The sequence below is a fragment of the Pseudomonas sp. GW821-FHT09H03 genome (genome assembly GCF_059415945.1).
In genome coordinates this window covers 188,935-209,358 of record NZ_JBWKOF010000008.1, presented here as the reverse complement: position 1 = coordinate 209,358, position 20,424 = coordinate 188,935, and the positions used below count along the sequence as shown (strand labels likewise).

23 protein-coding genes are annotated in these 20,424 nt (G+C 59.6%); 1 reads left to right on the top strand and 22 read right to left on the bottom strand.

Going from position 1 to position 20,424, the window contains the following annotated elements:
• Positions 1 to 158: 158 nt before the first annotated feature.
• From bamB to trmJ, 18 genes are all read right to left on the bottom strand, one after another.
• Entirely contained in the window at positions 159 to 1,310 is a 1,152-nt protein-coding gene (gene bamB, locus AC07OG_RS13855; protein ID WP_218424914.1) for an outer membrane protein assembly factor BamB, read from the bottom strand.
• A complete protein-coding gene (locus AC07OG_RS13850) occupies positions 1,303 to 1,944 on the bottom strand; it encodes a tetratricopeptide repeat protein (protein WP_495067280.1) in 642 nt (213 codons plus the stop codon). Before AC07OG_RS13850 ends, bamB begins: the two co-directional genes overlap by 8 nt.
• 41 nt (positions 1,945 to 1,985) lie before the next feature.
• Positions 1,986 to 3,275 carry a histidine--tRNA ligase gene (gene hisS / locus AC07OG_RS13845; protein ID WP_495067279.1) on the bottom strand — a complete coding sequence of 430 codons (1,290 nt, stop codon included), beginning with the start codon at positions 3,273 to 3,275 and terminating at the stop codon, positions 1,986 to 1,988.
• Between the two features lie 39 nt (positions 3,276 to 3,314).
• Complete coding sequence (ispG, locus tag AC07OG_RS13840) at positions 3,315 to 4,424, bottom strand: flavodoxin-dependent (E)-4-hydroxy-3-methylbut-2-enyl-diphosphate synthase (protein ID WP_060543112.1); 1,110 nt, start codon at positions 4,422 to 4,424, stop codon at positions 3,315 to 3,317.
• 3 nt (positions 4,425 to 4,427) lie between these two features.
• Positions 4,428 to 5,474, bottom strand: coding sequence for a RodZ domain-containing protein (locus AC07OG_RS13835; RefSeq protein WP_495067278.1), 1,047 nt, complete (start codon positions 5,472 to 5,474; stop codon positions 4,428 to 4,430).
• Positions 5,474 to 6,232: a type IV pilus biogenesis/stability protein PilW gene (pilW, locus tag AC07OG_RS13830; RefSeq protein WP_060543110.1), complete on the bottom strand. Its 759-nt coding sequence runs from the start codon at positions 6,230 to 6,232 to the stop codon at positions 5,474 to 5,476. Before pilW ends, AC07OG_RS13835 begins: the two co-directional genes overlap by 1 nt.
• 12 nt (positions 6,233 to 6,244) lie before the next feature.
• On the bottom strand, positions 6,245 to 7,393 hold the full coding sequence (gene rlmN / locus AC07OG_RS13825) for a dual-specificity RNA methyltransferase RlmN (protein ID WP_218424919.1): 1,149 nt from the start codon (positions 7,391 to 7,393) through the stop codon (positions 6,245 to 6,247).
• A 28-nt stretch (positions 7,394 to 7,421) separates the two neighbouring features.
• Entirely contained in the window at positions 7,422 to 7,847 is a 426-nt protein-coding gene (gene ndk / locus AC07OG_RS13820) for a nucleoside-diphosphate kinase (RefSeq protein ID WP_024014216.1), read from the bottom strand.
• An 88-nt stretch (positions 7,848 to 7,935) separates the two neighbouring features.
• Positions 7,936 to 8,136: a Fe-S cluster assembly protein IscX gene (gene iscX / locus AC07OG_RS13815; protein ID WP_060543108.1), complete on the bottom strand. Its 201-nt coding sequence runs from the start codon at positions 8,134 to 8,136 to the stop codon at positions 7,936 to 7,938.
• 14 nt (positions 8,137 to 8,150) lie between these two features.
• Positions 8,151 to 8,492, bottom strand: a complete 342-nt coding sequence (gene fdx, locus AC07OG_RS13810) for an ISC system 2Fe-2S type ferredoxin (protein WP_060543107.1) — start codon at positions 8,490 to 8,492, stop codon at positions 8,151 to 8,153.
• Positions 8,493 to 8,494: 2 nt separating this feature from the next.
• The gene (gene hscA / locus AC07OG_RS13805) at positions 8,495 to 10,357 is read right to left on the bottom strand and encodes a Fe-S protein assembly chaperone HscA (protein ID WP_060543106.1); all 1,863 of its coding nucleotides are present in this window, start codon (positions 10,355 to 10,357) and stop codon (positions 8,495 to 8,497) included.
• 51 nt (positions 10,358 to 10,408) lie between these two features.
• Positions 10,409 to 10,930: a co-chaperone HscB gene (gene hscB / locus AC07OG_RS13800; RefSeq protein ID WP_060543105.1), complete on the bottom strand. Its 522-nt coding sequence runs from the start codon at positions 10,928 to 10,930 to the stop codon at positions 10,409 to 10,411.
• 8 nt (positions 10,931 to 10,938) lie between these two features.
• Positions 10,939 to 11,262, bottom strand: a complete 324-nt coding sequence (gene iscA / locus AC07OG_RS13795) for an iron-sulfur cluster assembly protein IscA (protein ID WP_003227904.1) — start codon at positions 11,260 to 11,262, stop codon at positions 10,939 to 10,941.
• Between the two features lie 34 nt (positions 11,263 to 11,296).
• Positions 11,297 to 11,683: a Fe-S cluster assembly scaffold IscU gene (gene iscU / locus AC07OG_RS13790; RefSeq protein WP_007974006.1), complete on the bottom strand. Its 387-nt coding sequence runs from the start codon at positions 11,681 to 11,683 to the stop codon at positions 11,297 to 11,299.
• A 101-nt stretch (positions 11,684 to 11,784) separates the two neighbouring features.
• Complete coding sequence (locus AC07OG_RS13785) at positions 11,785 to 12,999, bottom strand: IscS subfamily cysteine desulfurase (RefSeq protein ID WP_053162334.1); 1,215 nt, start codon at positions 12,997 to 12,999, stop codon at positions 11,785 to 11,787.
• A gap of 50 nt (positions 13,000 to 13,049) precedes the next feature.
• Positions 13,050 to 13,541 carry a Fe-S cluster assembly transcriptional regulator IscR gene (gene iscR, locus AC07OG_RS13780; protein ID WP_003227911.1) on the bottom strand — a complete coding sequence of 164 codons (492 nt, stop codon included), beginning with the start codon at positions 13,539 to 13,541 and terminating at the stop codon, positions 13,050 to 13,052.
• Positions 13,542 to 13,779: 238 nt separating this feature from the next.
• The gene (gene cysE, locus AC07OG_RS13775) at positions 13,780 to 14,556 is read right to left on the bottom strand and encodes a serine O-acetyltransferase (RefSeq protein WP_060543103.1); all 777 of its coding nucleotides are present in this window, start codon (positions 14,554 to 14,556) and stop codon (positions 13,780 to 13,782) included.
• 2 nt (positions 14,557 to 14,558) lie between these two features.
• Entirely contained in the window at positions 14,559 to 15,329 is a 771-nt protein-coding gene (gene trmJ / locus AC07OG_RS13770; protein ID WP_060543102.1) for a tRNA (cytosine(32)/uridine(32)-2'-O)-methyltransferase TrmJ, read from the bottom strand.
• Between the two features lie 146 nt (positions 15,330 to 15,475).
• Here trmJ and suhB point away from each other — a divergent pair, with 146 nt between their 5' ends.
• On the top strand, positions 15,476 to 16,294 hold the full coding sequence (suhB, locus tag AC07OG_RS13765) for a type III secretion system regulator SuhB (RefSeq protein WP_016984379.1): 819 nt from the start codon (positions 15,476 to 15,478) through the stop codon (positions 16,292 to 16,294).
• A 246-nt stretch (positions 16,295 to 16,540) separates the two neighbouring features.
• On the opposite strand, the gene AC07OG_RS13760 is transcribed toward suhB, so the two are convergent.
• From AC07OG_RS13760 to yajC, 4 genes are all read right to left on the bottom strand, one after another.
• The gene (locus AC07OG_RS13760; protein ID WP_495067277.1) at positions 16,541 to 17,092 is read right to left on the bottom strand and encodes a glycine zipper 2TM domain-containing protein; all 552 of its coding nucleotides are present in this window, start codon (positions 17,090 to 17,092) and stop codon (positions 16,541 to 16,543) included.
• 119 nt (positions 17,093 to 17,211) lie between these two features.
• The gene (gene secF / locus AC07OG_RS13755; protein WP_495067276.1) at positions 17,212 to 18,126 is read right to left on the bottom strand and encodes a protein translocase subunit SecF; all 915 of its coding nucleotides are present in this window, start codon (positions 18,124 to 18,126) and stop codon (positions 17,212 to 17,214) included.
• Positions 18,127 to 18,135: 9 nt separating this feature from the next.
• Positions 18,136 to 20,004 (bottom strand): protein translocase subunit SecD, encoded by a 1,869-nt coding sequence (gene secD / locus AC07OG_RS13750; protein ID WP_495067275.1) that lies wholly within the window; start codon positions 20,002 to 20,004, stop codon positions 18,136 to 18,138.
• Between the two features lie 64 nt (positions 20,005 to 20,068).
• On the bottom strand, positions 20,069 to 20,407 hold the full coding sequence (yajC, locus tag AC07OG_RS13745; protein WP_007916913.1) for a preprotein translocase subunit YajC: 339 nt from the start codon (positions 20,405 to 20,407) through the stop codon (positions 20,069 to 20,071).
• Positions 20,408 to 20,424 lie beyond the last annotated feature (17 nt).

Below are 20,424 nucleotides of genomic sequence, written 5' to 3'. Positions count from 1 at the left end.
TGGTGCTCGGGCAGCAATCTGTAGGAGCGAGCATGCTCGCGAGAAACGTCATGGCACCGCGATTAATCGGACTGCCAGCGTTATCGTTGACGTCCATCGCGAGCCTGCTCGCTCCTACAGAAAAGCCGCTGCCTGGGGTTAAACCCCAAGCATAGTCGTTACTTGATGGTCAGGGCTTCCAGTTTGCCGCTGTTGCCATACACATAAATCGTGTCACCCACCACCAGCGGACGGGCACGCAGGCCGTCGCTGTCGATGCGCTCGCGGCCGACGAATCGACCGTCCACCTGACTCAGCAGGTGCAGGTAACCTTCCAGGTCACCGACTGCCACATAGCTGGAAAACACTTCCGGAGCCGACAGTTGACGGCGAGCCAGCGAGTCGTTGCTCCACAAGGCTGTGGTGGAACGCTCGTCGACGCCTTCAACGGTGCCCGAAGACAGGCTCACATAGACGGTGCCCAACCCTTGGGCGACACCGGCATAGCTGGAAGCATCACGCTGCCAGAGCTGGCGACCGCTTTCCAGGTCCAGTGCCGCAACGCGCCCCTGGTAGCTGGCAACGTACAAGGTACCGCCGGACAGCAGCAAGCCGCCGTCGATATCGACCACACGCTCCAGCTCCGAACGACCTTGCGGGATCGCAACACGCTGTTCCCACACCGGCACGCCGTTGGAGATATCCAAAGCAACCACTTTACCGGTCGACAGGCCAGCCACCGCGAGGCGGTTGGTCACGATCGGCGCACTGGTGCCACGCAGGGTCAGTACCGCTGGAGTGCTGTCATAGATCCAGCGACGATCACCGGTGGACGCATCCAGGCCGATCAGACGGTCGTCCTGGGTCTGAACCACGACCACGTCACCGTTGTTGGCCGGCGGTGCGAGTACTTCGCTGGACACGCGAGCGCGCCATTTCTCTTCACCGTTGATGGCGTCCAGGGCAACGATTTCGCCCTGCAGCGTACCGATCATGACCAGACCGTAACCCACGCCAACGGCGCCGGACACAGGCAGTTCGAGATCTTTCTTCCACTTGACGTCGCCATTGCTGCGATCCATCGCCATCACCACACCGGTGACGTCGGCGGCATAGATGGTTTCGCCATCGATTGCCGGCACCAGCATGTTGTAGGTTTCGCCCTGACCGTCACCGATCGAACGACTCCACTGCTTGTGCAGAACCACTTCTTCCTTGAAGTCAGTCAACTCGGCCGGAGGCAGTTCTTTTTTGCTGTTGCTGCTGCAACCCGCGGCCAAAATGGCCAGGGCCAGCAGTGCTGCATGTTTCCAACGGATCACGTCACGCATCCCCTTTGGCCAGATCGTCCAGCTTGATTTGCAGGCCACCGACCGCCGCTTCATCCGACAGTGCCGCCTTGGCTTTTTGATACGCCGCATTCGCTTCTTCGGTACGACCCAACTGCACCAGCAGGTCGCCCTTGAGTTCTTCACGAGTGGCCAGGAATGCCTTGTCGGCATCGCCTTCGAGCAGTTTCAGGGCTTCATCCGCCTTGTTCTGGGCACCCAGCACCTGGGCCAGACGCTGACGGGCAATTTCGCCCAGCGCCGGGTTGGCCGGTTTGTCGGCAATGGCTTTGAGCTGGCTGACAGCGTCGTCCAGCTTGCCGCTGTCGACCGCGACCTTGGCCACGAACAGGCTGCCGTATTGCGCGTAGGCACTGCCGCCGAATTCGGCGTTGAGCTTACCGGCCAGATCGGCGACGCGCGCTGCATCAGGCTTGCCGTCAGGCGTCAGCGTGGTTTCCAGCAATTGCTGATAGAGAATCGAAGCGCCTTGCGCCTGATTGTTCTGATACTTGTGGAACGCCTGCCAGCCGAACACGATGACCAGCGCCAACAGGCCGCCAGTGACCAGGGGCTTGCCGTTGCGTGACCACCAATCCTTCAAATCCGCCAGATGTTCGTCTTCGGTACTCGACACCCCAATACTCCTTAATCGCTAAATCGGCTGTTCAGACAGCTTCAACCCTGCACGACGCAGGTGGCCAGGTGTGCAGCAAGCGCATCCCAGGCAATGCTTTGTTGTTCGCCCTGGCCACGCAGGGGTTTGAAACCTACCACTTGCTGGGCCATTTCGTCGTCACCGAGAATCAGCGCATACAGCGCGCCGCTCTTGTCGGCTTTCTTGAACTGGCTTTTGAAACTGCCGGCGCCGGCATTCACTTGCAGGCGCAGGTTGGGTAATTGATCACGTACCCGCTCGGCCAGGGCCAGACCGGCCAGTTCGGCCTCTTCACCAAAGGCACAGAGGTAGACGTCGACCTGACGGGAGATCTCTTGCGGGATCTGCTCCAGGGTTTCGAGCAGCAGCACCAGGCGCTCGATGCCCATGGCGAAACCAACGCCTGCAGTCGGCTTGCCGCCCATCTGCTCGACCAGACCGTCGTAACGACCACCGGCGCAGACGGTGCCCTGGGCACCCAGCTTGTCGGTAACCCATTCGAAAACGGTCTTGCTGTAGTAATCCAGCCCGCGCACCAGCTTCGGGTTGATCACGTAAGGAATGCCGGCGGCGTCCAGGCGAGCCTTGAGGCCCTCGAAGTGCACGCGCGATTCTTCGTCGAGGTAGTCGGCCATCTTCGGCGCGTCGACCAGGATCGCCTGTGTGTCGGCGTTCTTGGTGTCCAGTACCCGCAACGGGTTGGTTTTCAGGCGACGCTGGCTGTCTTCGTCCAGCTTGTCCAGATGTGCGGACAGGAACTCGACCAGCGCTTCACGATAGCGGCCACGGGACTCGCTGGTGCCCAGGCTGTTGAGTTCGAGCTTGACCGCATCGCGGATTCCCAGCTCGCCCCACAGGCGCCAGGTCAGCACGATCAGCTCGGCGTCGATGTCCGGACCATCAAGGTTGAACACCTCGACGCCGATCTGGTGGAACTGGCGATAACGGCCTTTCTGCGGACGTTCGTGGCGGAACATCGGGCCGATGTACCAGAGTTTCTGCACCTGGCCACCGCCGGTGATGCCGTGTTCGAGCACAGCACGCACGCAGGCCGCCGTGCCTTCAGGGCGCAGGGTCAGGGAGTCGCCGTTACGGTCGTCGAAGGTGTACATCTCTTTTTCGACGATGTCGGTCACTTCACCGATGGAGCGTTTGAACAGCTCGGTGAACTCGACGATCGGCATGCGGATCTGCTTGTAACCGTAGTTATCCAGCAGGCGCGAAACGGCGCCTTCGAAATGACGCCACAGGGGGGTCTGATCGGGCAGGATGTCGTTCATGCCACGTATGGCTTGCAGAGACTTGCTCACTTTAAATCCTTAAATTCGTTCGGCTCTTTTCAGCCCGGCTTAGCCACGTGCGATAACGGCAGCGTCAGCTTCGACCTTTTCGGCCGCTTTCTCGCGGATCAAGCGTTCAAGCTCATCCACCAGATTGTCATTCGTCAGTTTCTGCGACGGCTTGCCGTCGATGTAAATCAGGTTTGGCGTGCCGCCGGTCAAGCCGATATGGGCCTCCTTGGCTTCACCCGGGCCGTTTACCACGCAACCGATCACCGCAACATCCAGCGGCACCAACAGGTCTTCGAGACGCCCTTCCAGCTCGTTCATGGTCTTGACCACATCGAAGTTCTGCCGCGAGCAGCTCGGGCAGGCGATGAAGTTGATACCACGGGAACGCAGGTGCAGGGACTTGAGAATGTCGTAACCGACTTTCACTTCCTCGACCGGGTCGGCCGCCAACGAGATGCGAATAGTATCGCCAATCCCTTCGGCAAGCAGCATACCGAGGCCCACGGCTGATTTCACCGTGCCTGAACGCAAACCACCGGCTTCGGTGATCCCCAGGTGCAGCGGCTGGACGATTTCCTTGGCCAGCAGGCGGTAGGCTTCGACGGCCATGAACACGTCGGAGGCTTTCACGCTGACCTTGAAGTCCTGGAAGTTCAGGCGCTCGAGGTGCTCGACGTGGCGCAAGGCGGATTCGACCAGCGCGGCCGGGGTCGGCTCGCCGTATTTCTTTTGCAGGTCTTTTTCCAGGGAACCGGCGTTGACGCCGATACGGATCGGAATCCCGCGGTCACGGGCCGCATCGACCACCGCACGCACGCGGTCTTCGCGACCGATGTTGCCAGGGTTGATACGCAGGCAGTCAACGCCCAGCTCGGCGACGCGCAAGGCGATGCGGTAGTCGAAGTGGATGTCGGCAACCAAAGGTACTTTGACCAGTTGCTTGATCTTGCCGAAGGCTTCGGCAGCGTCCATGTCCGGTACGGAAATGCGCACGATATCGACGCCGGCCGCTTCCAGGCGATTGATCTGGGCAACCGTGGCCGCGACATCATTGGTGTCGCTGTTGGTCATGCTCTGCACAGCGATGGGCGCATCGCCGCCGACAGGTACGTTACCGACCCAGATCTTGCGTGATTCGCGACGTTTGATTGGAGATTCGCCGTGCATGACTTATTGACCCAACTTCAGGCGAGCAGTCTCGCCACTGGTGAACGGAGCGACATCGACCGCCTGGCCGTTATAGCTGACTTGCGCACCCCGGGCGAAGCCCAGGCGCACGGCAAACGGTGGCTTGCCGCTGAGGGAAGCGCTATCGCCTTTACGCTTTAGACCGCTCAACAGCACCTTGCCGTTGCCATCGGTCACTTGCGTCCAGCAATCGGCGGTGAATTGCAGTTGAACCTGGCCCTGGCCGGCAACCGGGGCGGCCGCGGCAGACGCTGGAGCCGGAGCGCTCGGAGCAACCGGAGCAGTCACGACCGGAGCCGTAGCCGCAGGCACCGCCGGAGCGGGGGCTGCCGGAGTTGCCACAACCGGGGCGGTGCTGTGAGTTGGCGCAACAGGTGCTGCAGCCGGTGCGGTCGGTGCTGTCGGCACGGTGGAAGGTGCGGCAGCCTGAGTGTCGGCCGGTGCCTGTTCGGAAGTCTCGGGCTGCTGCAAGGCAAGCGTGGTTTCGCCTTCTGCCTGGCCTTGCGCGACGGCCTGGTCTTCCGGCTCGTCCAGCGGATGAATCTGGGTAGTGCCGTCGGCGCCTTCGACTTCGACGTGCTCCGGCGCCAGACCGATCAGGTCCTTGGTGCGCAACGAAGCCTGATCCTGCCACCAGACAAACCCGCCACCGATCACCGCGATCAGCAGCAACAGGCTGACAATGCGCAAAATGGTGTGGGAAACCCGTACAGGCTCTTCGATACGGCCCAGGCTGTGGACACTGCTGCCCTTGGAATCGGTGCCGGTGGACTGGTCGAACTGCTGGACCAGAACGGCCTGGTCCATGCCGAGCAATTTGGCATAGGCGCGAATATAACCGCGGGCAAAAGTATGCCCAGGCAGCTTGTCGAAAGCGCCGGCTTCCAGATTGCTCAGGGAAGTGGTGGTGAGGTTGAGCTTGAGGGCCACTTCGGCCAGCGACCAGCCATTGCTTTCGCGGGCCTGGCGCAGGATTTCACCTGGGTTAACGCGATTCGCTGCTACAACTTCGGGATGCGCCGCTTTCATCATTGCTCCGACAGGTATTGCTGATATTCCGGCGTACCGGGATAGAGTCGTTTTAATTGCAGGCCAGCACTTGCGGCCTTGTCGCGATCTTCAAACACTTTTGCCAGCCGAACGCCGAGCAATAGACTACGTGCATTTTGTTCGGCAAGCAGGCTAAAACGGTCGTAATAATCGCGCGCGGGCACATAATGCCTGTCTTCGTAAGACAACTCAGCCATTTCCAGCAATGCACGTGGCTGCTGGCGATTCAAACGCAAGGCTTTTTCCAGCTGCAACTGGGCCAGATCACGCTGCCCAAGCTTCGACGCGGTCATACCCAGGTTCTCGAACACCCGCGAACGCTCAGGATACAGGGTATCGGCAGCCGCTTGTTCAAAGCGCTGGTAAGCGTCCTTGTAACGTTGCTGCTGGAACAGAAAACTGCCGTAGTTGTTAAGGATACGCGCATCAGCGGGGCGTGAAGACAGCGCCTTGCGAAAATGCTCGTCGGCAAGCTCAGGCTCCATCTCGGCCTGGAACACCAGCGCCAGTGCCGCGTTGGCATCGGGGTCGGCGCTATCAAGCTCCAACGCCTTCTTCAGCGGGACCTTGGCGCGCTCGGTCATACCCTGTTGCAAATAGCCGATGCCGAGCTGCACGTATGCCTCGCGCGCTTCATCACGGCCCTTGCTGGTCTTGAGCGGGTTGTAATCACCCGAAAGAACACAGCCAGCACAGAGGCTGGCCAACAGCAACAGCAGCGCAAAGCGCAGGGACATAGAGATCCTCTCTTAGTTATTGTTCGCAGCGTTCGAAGCGATATCGTTGTCGGCGTTCAATTCACGCACGGCGATATAACGTTCGCTGCGACGGGTGCGATCCAGCACCTGTCCTACCAACTGACCACAAGCGGCGTCGATGTCTTCACCACGGGTGGTGCGGACGGTAACGTTGAAACCGGCATGATGAAGCTGATCCTGGAACCGACGAATGGCGTTGTTGCTCGGTCGCTCGTACCCGGAATGCGGGAACGGGTTGAACGGGATCAGGTTGATCTTGCACGGGATGTTCTTGAGCAGTTCGATCATCTCGACTGCATGCTCGACCTTGTCGTTGATGTCCTTGAGCAAGGTGTACTCGATGGTCAGCACGCGCTTTTCGCCCAGATTGGACATGTAGCGCTGGCACGACTCGAGGAGCATCTTAAGCGGATACTTCTTGTTGATCGGCACCAATTGGTTACGCAATGCGTCATTGGGTGCGTGCAGGGACAACGCCAGGGAGACGTCGATGTGCTTGGACAGCTCATCGATCATCGGTACCACGCCGGAGGTCGACAGGGTTACACGGCGCTTGGAAATGCCGTAACCCAGGTCGTCCATCATCAGGTGCATGGCCGCGACGACGTTGTCGAAGTTCAGCAGCGGCTCACCCATGCCCATCATCACCACGTTGGTGATGGCACGGTCGACGGTTGCCGGGACGCTGCCGAAAGATTTGTTGGCAATCCACACCTGGCCGATGACTTCGGCGGCGGTGAGGTTGCTGTTGAAGCCTTGCTTGCCGGTGGAGCAGAAACTGCAATCCAGGGCACAGCCTGCCTGGGACGAAACGCACAAGGTGCCGCGCTTGCCCTGGGGAATGTACACGGTCTCGACGCAGCTGCCGGACGCCACGCGCACCACCCACTTGCGGGTGCCGTCGCTGGAGATGTCCTCGCTGACCACTTCCGGACCACGAACCTCGGCAATGGCCTTGAGCTTATCGCGCAGGGCCTTGCTGACGTTCGTCATGGCGTCGAAATCATCGACGCCAAAGTGGTGAATCCATTTCATTACCTGACCGGCACGGAAACGCTTCTCCCCGATTGAGTCGAAGAATTTTTCCATTTCCAGCTGGGTCAGACCCAGCAGGTTAGTTTTTACAGTCGATGTAGTCATGGATTCACCTTCACTCTTAAGCCAATGCTTAGCGAGTGGTTACTTCAGTAGCTGCGAAGAAGTATGCGATTTCGCGAGCGGCAGCGGCTTCGGAGTCCGAACCGTGAACGGCGTTGGCGTCGATCGATTCAGCGAAGTCAGCACGGATGGTGCCGGCAGCAGCTTCTTTAGGGTTGGTAGCGCCCATCAGCTCACGGTTGCGAGCGATAGCGTTTTCGCCTTCCAGAACCTGAACAACAACCGGACCGGAAGTCATGAAGGCAACCAGGTCACCGAAGAAACCGCGCTCGCTGTGCTCAGCGTAGAAGCCTTCGGCTTCGGCTTTGGACAGTTGCTTCAGTTTCGAAGCTACAACGCGCAGGCCAGCGTCTTCGAAGCGAGTGGTGATCTTGCCGATCACGTTTTTAGCAACGGCGTCAGGCTTGATGATGGAGAAAGTACGTTGAACAGCCATGGTGTAACTCCAGAAACGGTAATTTACGAAAAATTAAACCCGCGAATTATACGCGGGTTCTCGGGTATTGCCTAACCTGCGGCGTGGCTCAGTCGCGTTCTTCGATCCAGTGGGCCTGAATGGCCTCCAGGATCTTTTCGCCACAATGCTCAGGCTTGTCGTCGAACTCGGGCAATTCCATCACCCATTTACGCAGATCGACGAAGTTGACCGACATAGGGTCAACATCGGGCTTGGTTTCAGCCAGCTGGATCGCGATTTCCAGCACATCAGTCCACTTCAGACTCATGACAATTCCTTGAATCAGTGCGGCGCTTCGGCTGCGTGGTTGAGCGAGTACTTCGGAATTTCGACAGTCAGGTCTTCGGTACCGACCTTGGCCTGACAGCCCAGACGGGACTCACGCTCAAGACCCCAAGCCTTATCAAGGTAGTCTTCCTCCAGCTCATCCGCCTCTTCCAGCGAATCGAAACCTTCGCGAATGATGCAGTGGCAGGTGGTGCAGGCGCAGACGCCGCCACAGGCACTTTCCATCTCGATATGGTGTTCGTGAGCCAGTTCGAGGATGGACGTACCGGTCTCAGCCTCCACAACCATGCCTTCGGGGCAAAACTTCTCGTGTGGCAGAAAAATGACCTGCGGCATCGTTATTCCTCAATCTCATTCAGGTTGCGTCCCGACAGCGCGGCTTTGACGGTCAAGTCCATGCGGCGGGCGGCAAAAGCGTCGGTCACTTGCGACAGACGCTTGGTCTGCTGCTCGATGGCAAAACCATCGGAACCTTTCATCAGCTCGGTCAGTTCCTGCATCTGCAATTCAATGACCATGCGCTCTTCGGCATCGAGCAGACGCTCACCGTCGGCTTCCAGGGCGCCCTGCACTGCTTCGATCAGGCGCTGGGCATCGACCTGCTGCTCGCGCAGTACGCGGGCAACCTTGTCGTCATTGGCGTGCTGGAACGAATCCTTGAGCATTTTGGCGATTTCGCCGTCGGTCAGGCCGTAGGACGGCTTGACCTGGATGCTGGCCTCAACGCCCGAACCCAGTTCGCGGGCGGAAACGCTGAGCAGACCGTCGGCATCGACCTGGAAGGTCACGCGAATCTTCGCTGCGCCAGCCACCATCGCCGGGATACCACGCAATTCAAAGCGTGCCAGGGAGCGGCAGTCGCTGATCAGCTCGCGCTCACCCTGCAACACGTGGATCGCCATGGCCGACTGGCCGTCTTTGTAAGTGGTGAAGTCCTGGGCGCGAGCGACGGGGATGGTGGTGTTGCGCGGAATCACCTTCTCCATCAGGCCGCCCATGGTTTCCAGCCCCAGGGACAACGGAATCACGTCGAGCAGCAGCAGTTCATCGCCATCGCGCTTGTTGCCGGCCAGGGTGTCGGCCTGGATCGCGGCACCAATGGCCACCACTTGATCCGGGTCGATTTCGGTCAGAGGTTGACGACCAAAGGCTTCAGCGACAGCTTCGCGAACACGCGGCACACGAGTCGAACCACCGACCATGACCACGGCATGCACGTCTTCGAGCTCGACGCCGGAATCACGCACCGCACGGCGGCAGGCTTTCAGGCTGCGAGCGACCATCGGCTCGATCAGCGCATCAAAGGCTTCGCGGGTCAGCTCGGCTTTCCAGTCGCCGTGAGCCACTTCGACCGACGAGGCATTGGTCAGCGCTTCTTTCGCGGCACAGGCCGTTTGCAGCAGTTGACGCTGCGCACCCGGGTCGAGATCGGCGGACAGACCGGCGCTCTCGATGATCCAGCCAGCGATCGCGTGGTCGAAGTCATCGCCGCCCAGGGCGCTGTCGCCGCCGGTGGCCAGGACTTCGAAGACACCGCCGGTCAGGCGCAGAATCGAAATATCGAAGGTGCCGCCGCCCAGGTCGTAAATCGCGACCAGGCCTTCGGCATGCTGATCCAGACCGTAGGCCACAGCGGCAGCGGTCGGCTCGTTGAGCAAGCGCAGCACGTTCAGGCCGGCCAGTTTGGCCGCGTCCTTGGTGGCTTGACGCTGAGCATCGTCGAAATACGCCGGCACGGTAATGACCGCACCCACCAGCTCGCCACCCAATGTAGCCTCGGCGCGCTGACGCAGGACCTTGAGGATATCGGCAGAGACTTCCACCGGGCTTTTCGGGCCCTGGATGGTGTCGATGAACGGCATGTGCGATTCGCCACCGACAAAGCGGTACGGCAGTTGCTCGCCCAATTGCTTGACGTCGGACAGACCCCGGCCCATCAGGCGCTTGACCGACAGCACGGTGTTCAGGGGATCAGTGGCGGCAGCCAGCTTGGCCGACTCGCCGACCTCAACGCGATCGGCGTGATAGCGCACGGCAGACGGCAGGATGACCCGCCCTTCTGCGTCGGCCAGGGGCTCGGAAAGACCACTGCGCAACGCAGCGACCAGCGAATTGGTAGTGCCCAAGTCGATCCCCACAGCCAGACGACGCTGGTGCGGTTGAGGACTTTGGCCGGGTTCGGCGATCTGCAGTAGGGCCATCGTTATCAGGTCTTATCTGTATATCAGGCGTGCGACCGGAGCGGCACTGGGTTAATCGTCGAGGCGCTCTTCTAGCTGGCGCACTTCGTAGGTGAGCTTGTCGAGGAACTGCATGCGCCGCATCAGGCGTTCGGCCTGCTCACGTTGCGCTGCATCATCCCAACAGGCTGCGAAGCTTTCGTTCAGTTTATCCTGAGCGACTTTCAGACGGCGCTTGAATACCGCAACACCCGCCAGATCGGCGCTGTCTTGCAGGTCTTCGAGTTCTTCGCGCCATTGCATCTGCTGCAACAGAAACTCCGGATCATGCACCGTGACCTCCAGCGGCAGCTCACCACCTTTCAAGGCGAGCAGGTAACGCGCGCGCTTGGGGGGATTCTTGAGCGTCTGGTAGGCCTCGTTGAGGCTTGCGGATTGTTCCAGCGCCAGCCGCTGCTCACGCTCGGAAGCGTCGGCAAAACGGTCTGGATGTACGCTGCGCGCCAACTCACGGTAGCGCGTAGCCAACTGGTCGAGGTCCAGATTGAACCCCGGTTGCAGCTCGAATAAAGCGAAATGACAAGGAGTACCCACGACAAGCCTCAGATGTTGAAGCTTTCGCCGCAGCCACATTCACCGCGTACGTTGGGGTTGTTGAACTTGAAGCCTTCGTTCAACCCTTCCTTGACGAAATCGAGCTCGGTGCCGTCCAGGTAGGCCAGGCTTTTCGGGTCGATGATCACTTTCTCGCCGTGACTTTCGAACACCTGGTCTTCCGCGACCACCTCGTCGACAAACTCCAGCACATAGGCAAGGCCGGAACAGCCCGTGGTGCGAACACCCAGACGAATCCCTTCACCTTTGCCGCGCCCGTCGAGGGAGCGGCGCACGTGCCGGGCAGCCGCTTCTGTCATGCTGATAGCCATCGGTGACTCCTTACTCGTCGCCAAAACTCGAAAATCAGATCAAGCCTTTCTTCTGCTTGTAATCGCGAACCGCCGCCTTGATGGCGTCTTCAGCGAGTACCGAGCAGTGAATTTTCACTGGCGGCAGGGCCAGTTCTTCAGCCAGCTGGGTGTTCTTGATGGTTTCCGCTTCGTCCAGGGTCTTGCCCTTCATCCACTCAGTGGCGAGGGAGCTGGAAGCGATAGCCGAACCGCAGCCGTAGGTCTTGAACTTGGCATCTTCGATGATGCCGGCGTCGTTGACCTTGATCTGCAGGCGCATCACATCGCCGCACGCCGGAGCGCCGACCATGCCGGTGCCGACATCAGGATCTTCCGCGTCCATCTTGCCGACGTTGCGCGGGTTTTCGTAGTGGTCGATGACCTTTTCGCTGTAAGCCATGATTCTAATCCTCACTCATCAGGGCCGCTCTTGAGGCCCTGTAACTACGCTTGCGTCAGTCGCCGCGTCGCTACAGGAGCTGTATCTGGCGGCTTCTATATTTAGTGTGCCGCCCACTCGATCTTCGAGATATCGACGCCGTCTTTGTACATGTCCCACAGCGGCGACAGAGCGCGCAGCTTGGTAACGGCCTCGCAGACTTTCTGCGCGGCGTAATCGATTTCTTCTTCGGTGGTGAAACGGCCGAAGGTGAAGCGGATCGAGCTGTGTGCCAGTTCGTCGTTGCGGCCCAGGGCGCGCAGTACGTACGAAGGCTCGAGCGATGCCGAGGTGCAAGCCGAACCGGAAGAAACTGCCAGGTCCTTGAGGGCCATGATCAGCGACTCGCCTTCAACGTAGTTGAAGCTCAGGTTCAGGTTGTGCGGAACGCGGGCGGTCAGGCTGCCGTTGACGTACAGCTCTTCCAGATGCTCGACCTGCTTGTAGAAACGGTCGCTCAGGGCCTTGATGCGCACGTTCTCGGCAGCCATGTCTTCCTTGGCTACACGGAAGGCTTCGCCCATGCCGACGATCTGGTGGGTCGCCAGGGTGCCGGAACGCATGCCGCGCTCGTGACCGCCGCCGTGCATGGTCGCTTCGATACGTACGCGCGGCTTGCGGCTTACGTACAGGGCGCCGATGCCTTTAGGACCGTAGGTCTTGTGGGCGGAGAACGACATCATGTCGACTTTCAGCTTCGACAGGTCGATTTCGACCTTGCCGGTGGACTGAGCAGCGTCGACGTGGAACAGGATGCCCTTGGAACGCAGCAGTTCACCGATCGCAGCGATGTCGTTGACGGTGCCGATTTCGTTGTTCACGTGCATGACCGAAACCAGGATGGTGTCGTCGCGCAGTTCGGCTTCGATCATCTCCGGAGTGACCAGACCGTCGGTGCGTGGCTCGATGTAGGTGACTTCGAAGCCTTCACGCTCCAGTTGGCGCATGGTGTCCAGGACAGCCTTGTGCTCGATCTTGGTGGTGATCAGGTGCTTGCCTTTGGTGGCGTAGAAATGTGCCGCACCCTTGATTGCCAGGTTGTCGGACTCGGTGGCACCGGAGGTCCAGACGATTTCACGTGGGTCGGCGTTGACCAGGTCGGCGACCTGACGACGAGCGTTTTCAACGGACTCTTCGGCTTTCCAGCCGAACACGTGGGAACGGGACGCCGGGTTACCGAAGTTTCCGTCGACCAGCAGGCATTCACTCATTTTTTGCGCTACACGCGGATCAACCGGGGTGGTCGCAGAGTAATCAAGGTAAATCGGCAATTTCATGGACTATCTCCTAAATCAGGCTGGCTGGCGTGCCGCTAGCTCTTTGGCTGTCATTCGACGGCGGACGCTTCAATCTTGTCCAGGCGTGGCGCCTTGCTGTTGCAACGGCGCTGATCCTGACGCTGGGCTACTTCTTGTACCTCACGGCGAGTGACAAGGTCAGCCAAGCTGATACCGCTGAGAAATTCGTGAATCTGCAGGCTCAGATCGCACCACAAGTGGTGGGTCAGACAGGTGTCGCCGGAATGGCAATCGCCCTGGCCCTGGCATTTGGTGGCATCGACCGATTCGTTCACTGCATCGATCACCTGGGCGACCTGGATGCCCTGCATGTCGCGGGACAACTGGTAACCGCCGCCTGGACCACGGACGCTGGACACCAGGTTGCTGCGGCGCAACTTGGCGAAAAGCTGTTCGAGGTAGGACAGGGAGATGCCTTGGCGCTCGGAGATATCGGCCAGGGACACGGGCCCGTGCTGCGCGTGCAACGCCAGATCAAGCATGGCGGTCACGGCGTATCGGCCTTTTGTAGTCAGTCGCATGGACAATTACCACGGAGTTCAGAATGAAACGAGTATGCAATTCCCGAGTATTTAAGTCAACTATAAGACCTAGTACTTTAGTCAGGTTTACCCGTAAAAGAGCGCGCGCATCATAGCAAAGGCTGGACGGTTACAGCCAGCAATTGCGCGTTATCGTTCTTCGCGAGCAAGCCCGCTCCCACATTGGAATGCATTTCAAATGTGGGAGCGGGCTTGCTCGCGAAGGGGTCGACGCGGTCTAGCTGGCCTGACTCTGATCCTTGTCCTTCACACAGGCGAAGTCTTCTTCGCGCAGCTCAGGCAGATCTTTCGCACAGTAATTACTGCCCAGATCCTTCAACGCCCCGCACATCCCCTCCAGACGCCCATCAACCGCCTGCAGATGATCGAGCAGCTGGTTAATGGCGCGAGCCACCGGGTCAGGCATGTCCTCAGTTACACCATAGGCATCGAAGCCAATCTTCTCGGCCATGGCCTTGCGCTTGGCGTCCAGCTCTTCGTCAGGCTTGACGATGATCCGCCCAGGAATCCCCACCACTGTGGCGCCCGGCGGCACTTCCTTGGTCACCACGGCGTTGGAACCGACCTTGGCACCCGCACCGACAGTGAACGGGCCAAGCACCTTGGCGCCAGCACCGACCACCACCCCATCACCCAGGGTTGGGTGACGCTTGCCCTTGTTCCAGCTGGTGCCGCCCAGGGTCACGCCCTGATAAATGGTCACGTCGTCACCGATCTCGGCCGTTTCGCCAATGACGATACCCATGCCGTGGTCAATGAAGAAACGCCGACCGACCTTCGCCCCCGGATGGATCTCGATCCCGGTCAACCAGCGACCGAAATTCGACACCAGCCGCGCCAGCCATTTCAGGTCCGCGCGCCACAGCATTGCCGACAAACGGTGGATCCAGATGGCATGCATGCCGGGGTAGCAAGTCAGGACTTCAAAAGCGTTACGCGCCGCCGGGTCTCGGTGGAATACGCTTTGGATATCTTCACGCAAACGCTCGAACATCATTAATCCTTCCGCTTTAGAAGCTCACCACGGGCCGCTTTTTGGGTTTCCGTGAGGATGCCACGCAATATATTCATTTCCGCCCGACTGACCGAGCTGCGTCCGTACAACCGGCGCAGGCGCGCCATCAAGTGCCGTGGTTTTTCCGGATCGAGGAACTCGATGGCCACCAGAGTCTGCTCCAGGTGCTCATAGAATCGCTCCAACTCGTCCATGGTCGCCAGCTCGGCGCTTTTCACGGAGGCCACTTCTTCCTTCTCGACCTTGGTCGGCTGACCTTGCGCGGCCAGCCAGGACATACGCACTTCATAACCCAACACCTGCACCGCTGCCCCGAGATTCAGCGAACTGAATTCAGGGTCTGATGGAATGTGCACGTGATAATGACATCGCTGCAGCTCCTCGTTGGTCAGGCCGGAATCCTCACGACCGAACACCAGCGCGATCTGCGCACCCGCCGCGGCTTCTTCGACCACTTTCGTCCCGCATTCGCGCGGATCAAGCAGCGGCCAGGGAATGCGACGATCACGCGCACTGGTGCCGAGCACCAGATTGCAGCCCACCAGGGCATCTTCCAGGGTGGCGACGACTTGCGCGTTTTCAAGGATATCCCCGGCACCGGAGGCGCGGGCATCGGCCTCGTGATGCGGAAATTGCCGGGGCTCGACCAGCACCAGCCGCGACAGGCCCATGTTCTTCATGGCACGCGCAGCCCCGCCGATATTGCCCGGATGGCTGGTATTGACCAGCACGACACGAATGTTTTGCAGCAAGGGAGGCGCTCTCGAACACAATAATCGGGAGCAGAATCTTACAGCGAGAGCTACCGTTAAGCCATGAAAGCGAACGTCGTCCTTCTCCTGTAGAAACTTTCTGATAGAATGCCCGGCTTTCTTTAACAACCTTAGGTGACACATCCATGCAGCCCATGCTGAATATCGCGCTGCGCGCCGCCCGCAGCGCCAGTGAATTGATCTTCCGCTCCATCGAGCGCCTGGATACCATCAAGGTCGACGAAAAAGACGCCAAGGATTACGTATCCGAGGTGGATCGCGCCGCCGAACAGAAAATCATCGACGCCCTGCGCAAGGCCTACCCGAATCACTCGATTCGCGGTGAAGAGACCGGCCTGCACGCTGGCACCGGCATCGAAGGCGAAGAGTACCTGTGGATCATCGACCCACTGGACGGCACCACCAACTTCCTGCGCGGCATTCCTCACTTTGCCGTCAGCATCGCCTGCAAATACCGCGGTCGCCTGGAACACGCTGTTGTTCTGGACCCGGTTCGCCAGGAAGAATTCACCGCCAGCCGTGGTCGCGGCGCCCAACTGAACGGTCGTCGCCTGCGCGTCAGCGGCCGCACCAGCCTGGACGGCGCCCTGCTGGGTACCGGCTTCCCGTTCCGTGACGACCAGATGGATAACCTCGACAACTACCTGGGCATGTTCCGCGCCCTGGTTGGCCAGACTGCCGGCATCCGCCGCGCCGGTTCCGCCAGCCTGGACCTGGCCTACGTGGCTGCCGGTCGTTTCGACGCGTTCTGGGAGTCGGGTCTGTCCGAGTGGGACATGGCTGCAGGCGCCCTGCTGATCCAGGAAGCAGGCGGCCTGGTGAGCGACTTCACCGGCGGTCACGATTTCCTTGAGAAAGGCCACATCGTTGCCGGCAACACCAAATGCTTCAAGGCAGTACTGACGGCCATCCAGCCGCACCTGCCGGCCTCGCTGAAGCGCTAAGCTTCCAGCGACAGAAAAAAGCACCCTGCGGGGTGCTTTTTTTATGCCTGCGATTCAATCCCTGACACACCACAAAACCAATGTGGGAGCGGGCTTGCTCGCGAAGGCGGCGGGTCAGCCAACATGGATTTTGAATGACGGACCGCATTCGCGAGCAAGCCCGCTCCCACAAGGGGATTGGGGGGGGGGGGCCATAAATTGCGGGCACAAAAAAGCACCCCGCAGGGTGCTTCTTTTTAAGCGGTGTTAATTAGTGACCCGGTCGTTCTGTGTCAGAATCAGCTGACCTTCCTTGTCCACCGGAATCTGGTTGCCCGGGTCGCGATCCATACGCACCTTGCCTTCCTTGCCATCGAGCGAATAACGCACGTCGTAACCTACAACCTTGTCACTGATGTCGTTCACCGTATTACAACGGGTCTGGGTCGTGGTGTAGGTGTCACGCTCCTGCATGCCTTCCTGAACCTTGTTACCGGCATAACCACCGCCGACAGCACCGGCGACCGTGGCGATCTTCTTGCCGTTACCGCCACCGATCTGGTTACCCAGCAGACCACCGGCCAGGGCACCTACCACCGTACCGGCAATCTGATGTTGATCTTTGACCGGCGCCTGCCGGGTGACCGCTACGTCCTTGCACACCTCACGTGGAGTCTTGATTTGCGTCTTGACCGGCTCTACAGCCAGTACTTGCGCGTATTCAGGGCCACTTTTAACCAAGCTGTAGGTGGCCACAGCACCCCCGGCAGTCACACCGACAGCACCCAGAACCGCACCAACCAGCATCGATTTGTTCACATGAACCTCCTGACCATCACATGCGGAACATGTCCGCGCTTCTCCCAGCCTTGGAGCACAAAAAAAGGCGCGAGTTCAACTCGCGCCTTTTTGGACTACACCGCCAAGAGAAATTTCCTTCAAGGACGGTCGTCAACTTCCTTATCGGTATTCACCGGAGGAATCAGATCTTCAGTGCTCAGGTTCAGCCAGATCAGCACCACGTTGGCGATGTAGATCGACGAGTAGGTACCCGCCAACACACCGATGAACAGGGCGATGGAGAAGCCGAACAGGTTGTCGCCGCCGAAGAACAACAGTGCCGCGATCGCCAGCAAGGTGGAGATCGAAGTCGCCATGGTGCGCAGCAGGGTTTGCGTGGTCGAGATGTTGATGTTCTCGATCAGGCTGGCCTTGCGCAGTACCCGGAAGTTCTCACGAACCCGGTCGAATACCACGATGGTGTCGTTGAGCGAGTAACCGATGATCGCCAGTACCGCCGCCAGCACCGTCAGGTCGAAGGTGATCTGGAAGAACGAGAGGATACCGATGGTCACGATCACGTCGTGAATCAGGGACACGATCGCGCCAACCGCAAACTTCCACTGAAAGCGGAAAGCCAGGTAGATCAGGATGCCGCCCAGCGCCATTAGCATGCCGAGGCCGCCCTGGTCGCGCAGCTCTTCACCGACCTGCGGGCCGACGAACTCGACACGCTTGACCGTGGCCGGGTTGTCGCCGCCGACCTTCTGCAAGGCCTCGGCTACCTGGTGACCCAGTTGCGGGTCTTCGCCCGGCATACGCACCAGAAGATCGGTGGTGGCACCGAAGTTCTGCACGATGGCTTCGTGATAACCGGAGGTAACCAGTTGTTCACGCACCTTGGTGACATCAGCCGGACGCTCGTAGGTCAGCTCGATGAGCGTACCGCCGGTGAAGTCCAGGCCCCAGTTCATGCCCTTGGTGGCGACGCTGAACAAGGCCAGCACGGTAAGGAACAATGTGACGCCGAACGCAAAGTTGCGAACGCCCATGAAGTTGATTGTACGTAACATGGCAGCCCCTTAAATCCACAACTTCTTGAAGTCACGACCGCCGAAGATCAGGTTGACCATCGCGCGGGTCACCATGATTGCCGTGAACATCGAGGTAAAGATCCCGAGGGACATGGTCACTGCGAAGCCTTTGACGGGGCCGGTGCCCATGGCAAAGAGAATCCCGCCGACCAACAAGGTTGTCAGGTTGGCGTCGAGAATCGCGGTGAATGCCCGGCCGAAGCCTTCGTTGATTGCCCGTTGCACGGTCATGCCCGCAGCGATCTCTTCACGTATCCGCGAGAAGATCAGTACGTTGGCGTCGACCGCCATACCCATGGTCAATACGATACCGGCGATACCCGGCAGGGTCAGCGTTGCACCCAGCAGCGACATCAAGGCCAGCAGCAGCACCATGTTCACTGCCAGTGCGACAGTGGCGATGATGCCGAAGAAGCGGTAGATGGCGATGATGAACAGCGAGACGAACAGCATGCCCCACAGCGATGCATCGATACCCTTGGTGATGTTGTCGGCACCCAGGCTTGGACCAATGGTGCGCTCTTCAGCGAAGTACATCGGTGCAGCCAGACCACCGGCACGCAACAGCAGCGCCAGTTCGGACGATTCGCCCTGACCGTTCAGGCCAGTGATACGGAACTGCGCGCCCAGCGGCGACTGGATGGTCGCCAGGCTGATGATGCGCTTCTCTTCCTTGAACGTCTGCACCGGCACGTCTTTCTCGACGCCGTTGACCACTTGCTTGGTGTAAGTGGTGACCGGACGCTGCTCGATGAAGATCACCGCCATGCTGCGACCGACGTTGGAACGGGTCGCACGGTTCATCAGCTCGCCGCCGTGACCATCCAGACGGATGTTCACTTCCGGCGTGCCGTGCTCGCCGAAGCCAGCCTTGGCGTCAGTCACCTGGTCACCGGTGATGATCAGGCCGCGCTCGATCAATGCAGGAGGACGCTTGCCCTCACGGAACTCGAAGGATTCGGAAGTGGCCTTGGAAGCACCCGGCTCAGCAGCCAGACGGAACTCCAGGTTGGCCGTCTTGCCGAGGATACGCTTGGCTTCTGCGGTGTCCTGCACACCCGGCAGCTCAACCACGATGCGGTTGGCGCCCTGACGCTGAACGATCGGCTCGGCAACACCCAGCTCGTTGACGCGGTTACGTACCGTGGTCAAGTTCTGCTTGATGGAGTATTCACGGATTTCCGCCAGCTTGGCCGGGGTCATCGCCAGACGCAGCACCGGTTGACCATTGAGGTCGGCCGGAACAATGTCGAAATCGTTGAAGTTCTTGCGGATGATCGTACGGGCCTGTTCGCGGGTAGCTTCATCAGAGAAGCCCAACTGAATGGCACCGTCGAGTTGCGGCAGGCTGCGATAGCGCAGTTTCTCTTTACGCAACAGGCTCTTCACATCGCCTTCGTAGACTTTCAGGCGTGCGTCGAGGGCTTTGTCCATGTCCACTTCCAGCAGGAAGTGCACACCACCGGACAAGTCCAGACCGAGCTTCATCGGGTGAGCCCCGAGGTTGCGCAGCCATTGCGGGGTGGTTTGTGCCAGGTTCAGTGCAACGACGTAGTCATCACCCAACGCCTTGCGCACGACGTCCTTGGCCGGCAGCTGGTCTTCAGCCTTGGTCAGGCGAATCAGCCCGCCCTTGCCGCCGGCAGTCAGCGTGGCAGCCTTGACGTTGATCCCGGATTCCTTGAGCGCAGCGCTCACACGGTCCAGATCAGCCTGATTGACCTGCAGCGCAGTGCTTGCACCGCTGACCTGAATGGCCGGGTCATCAGGATAAAGATTGGGAGCGGAATAAATCAGACCGACCGCCAGCACCGCCAGGATCAGAATGTATTTCCACAGAGGATATTTGTTCAGCATCACGCCGCCCGTTTATGACGCGGGGCGCCTTGCGCGCCCCGTCGATTGAATATGAAGTTGAAACTTAGATCGCTTTGAGCGTGCCTTTTGGCAGCGTGGCGGCGATGGCGCCTTTCTGGAATTTCATTTCGACGGTGTCGGAAACTTCCAGAACGACGAAATCGTCGGCCACTTTAGTGATCTTGCCGGCGATGCCGCCGGTGGTCACAACTTCGTCGCCTTTCTGCAGGCTGCTCAGCAGGTTCTTCTGCTCTTTGGCGCGCTTGGCCTGTGGACGCCAGATCATCAGGTAGAAGATGACCAGGAAGCCGACCAGGAAAATCCACTCGAAACCGCCACCCATTGGGCCGGCAGCAGCAGGTGCAGCAGCGTCAGCCATGGCATTAGAGATAAAAAAGCTCATTTAGCACTCCAGTTGCA

What these genes read in the sequence shown, in the direction of transcription:
- cysE (WP_060543103.1), bottom strand. Translation starts at nt 14,556, where the DNA reads ATGTTCGAGCGTTTGCGTGAAGATATCCAAAGCGTATTCCACCGAGAC.
- suhB (WP_016984379.1), top strand. Translation starts at nt 15,476, where the DNA reads ATGCAGCCCATGCTGAATATCGCGCTGCGCGCCGCCCGCAGCGCCAGT.
- AC07OG_RS13785 (WP_053162334.1), bottom strand. Translation starts at nt 12,999, where the DNA reads ATGAAATTGCCGATTTACCTTGATTACTCTGCGACCACCCCGGTTGAT.
- pilW (WP_060543110.1), bottom strand. Translation starts at nt 6,232, where the DNA reads ATGTCCCTGCGCTTTGCGCTGCTGTTGCTGTTGGCCAGCCTCTGTGCT.
- AC07OG_RS13835 (WP_495067278.1), bottom strand. Translation starts at nt 5,474, where the DNA reads ATGAAAGCGGCGCATCCCGAAGTTGTAGCAGCGAATCGCGTTAACCCA.
- fdx (WP_060543107.1), bottom strand. Translation starts at nt 8,492, where the DNA reads ATGCCGCAGGTCATTTTTCTGCCACACGAGAAGTTTTGCCCCGAAGGC.
- iscU (WP_007974006.1), bottom strand. Translation starts at nt 11,683, where the DNA reads ATGGCTTACAGCGAAAAGGTCATCGACCACTACGAAAACCCGCGCAAC.
- yajC (WP_007916913.1), bottom strand. Translation starts at nt 20,407, where the DNA reads ATGAGCTTTTTTATCTCTAATGCCATGGCTGACGCTGCTGCACCTGCT.
- secD (WP_495067275.1), bottom strand. Translation starts at nt 20,004, where the DNA reads ATGCTGAACAAATATCCTCTGTGGAAATACATTCTGATCCTGGCGGTG.
- iscA (WP_003227904.1), bottom strand. Translation starts at nt 11,262, where the DNA reads ATGGCTATCAGCATGACAGAAGCGGCTGCCCGGCACGTGCGCCGCTCC.
- iscR (WP_003227911.1), bottom strand. Translation starts at nt 13,541, where the DNA reads ATGCGACTGACTACAAAAGGCCGATACGCCGTGACCGCCATGCTTGAT.
- ndk (WP_024014216.1), bottom strand. Translation starts at nt 7,847, where the DNA reads ATGGCTGTTCAACGTACTTTCTCCATCATCAAGCCTGACGCCGTTGCT.
- ispG (WP_060543112.1), bottom strand. Translation starts at nt 4,424, where the DNA reads ATGCACGGCGAATCTCCAATCAAACGTCGCGAATCACGCAAGATCTGG.
- hscA (WP_060543106.1), bottom strand. Translation starts at nt 10,357, where the DNA reads ATGGCCCTACTGCAGATCGCCGAACCCGGCCAAAGTCCTCAACCGCAC.
- iscX (WP_060543108.1), bottom strand. Translation starts at nt 8,136, where the DNA reads ATGAGTCTGAAGTGGACTGATGTGCTGGAAATCGCGATCCAGCTGGCT.
- bamB (WP_218424914.1), bottom strand. Translation starts at nt 1,310, where the DNA reads ATGCGTGACGTGATCCGTTGGAAACATGCAGCACTGCTGGCCCTGGCC.
- rlmN (WP_218424919.1), bottom strand. Translation starts at nt 7,393, where the DNA reads ATGACTACATCGACTGTAAAAACTAACCTGCTGGGTCTGACCCAGCTG.
- secF (WP_495067276.1), bottom strand. Translation starts at nt 18,126, where the DNA reads ATGTTACGTACAATCAACTTCATGGGCGTTCGCAACTTTGCGTTCGGC.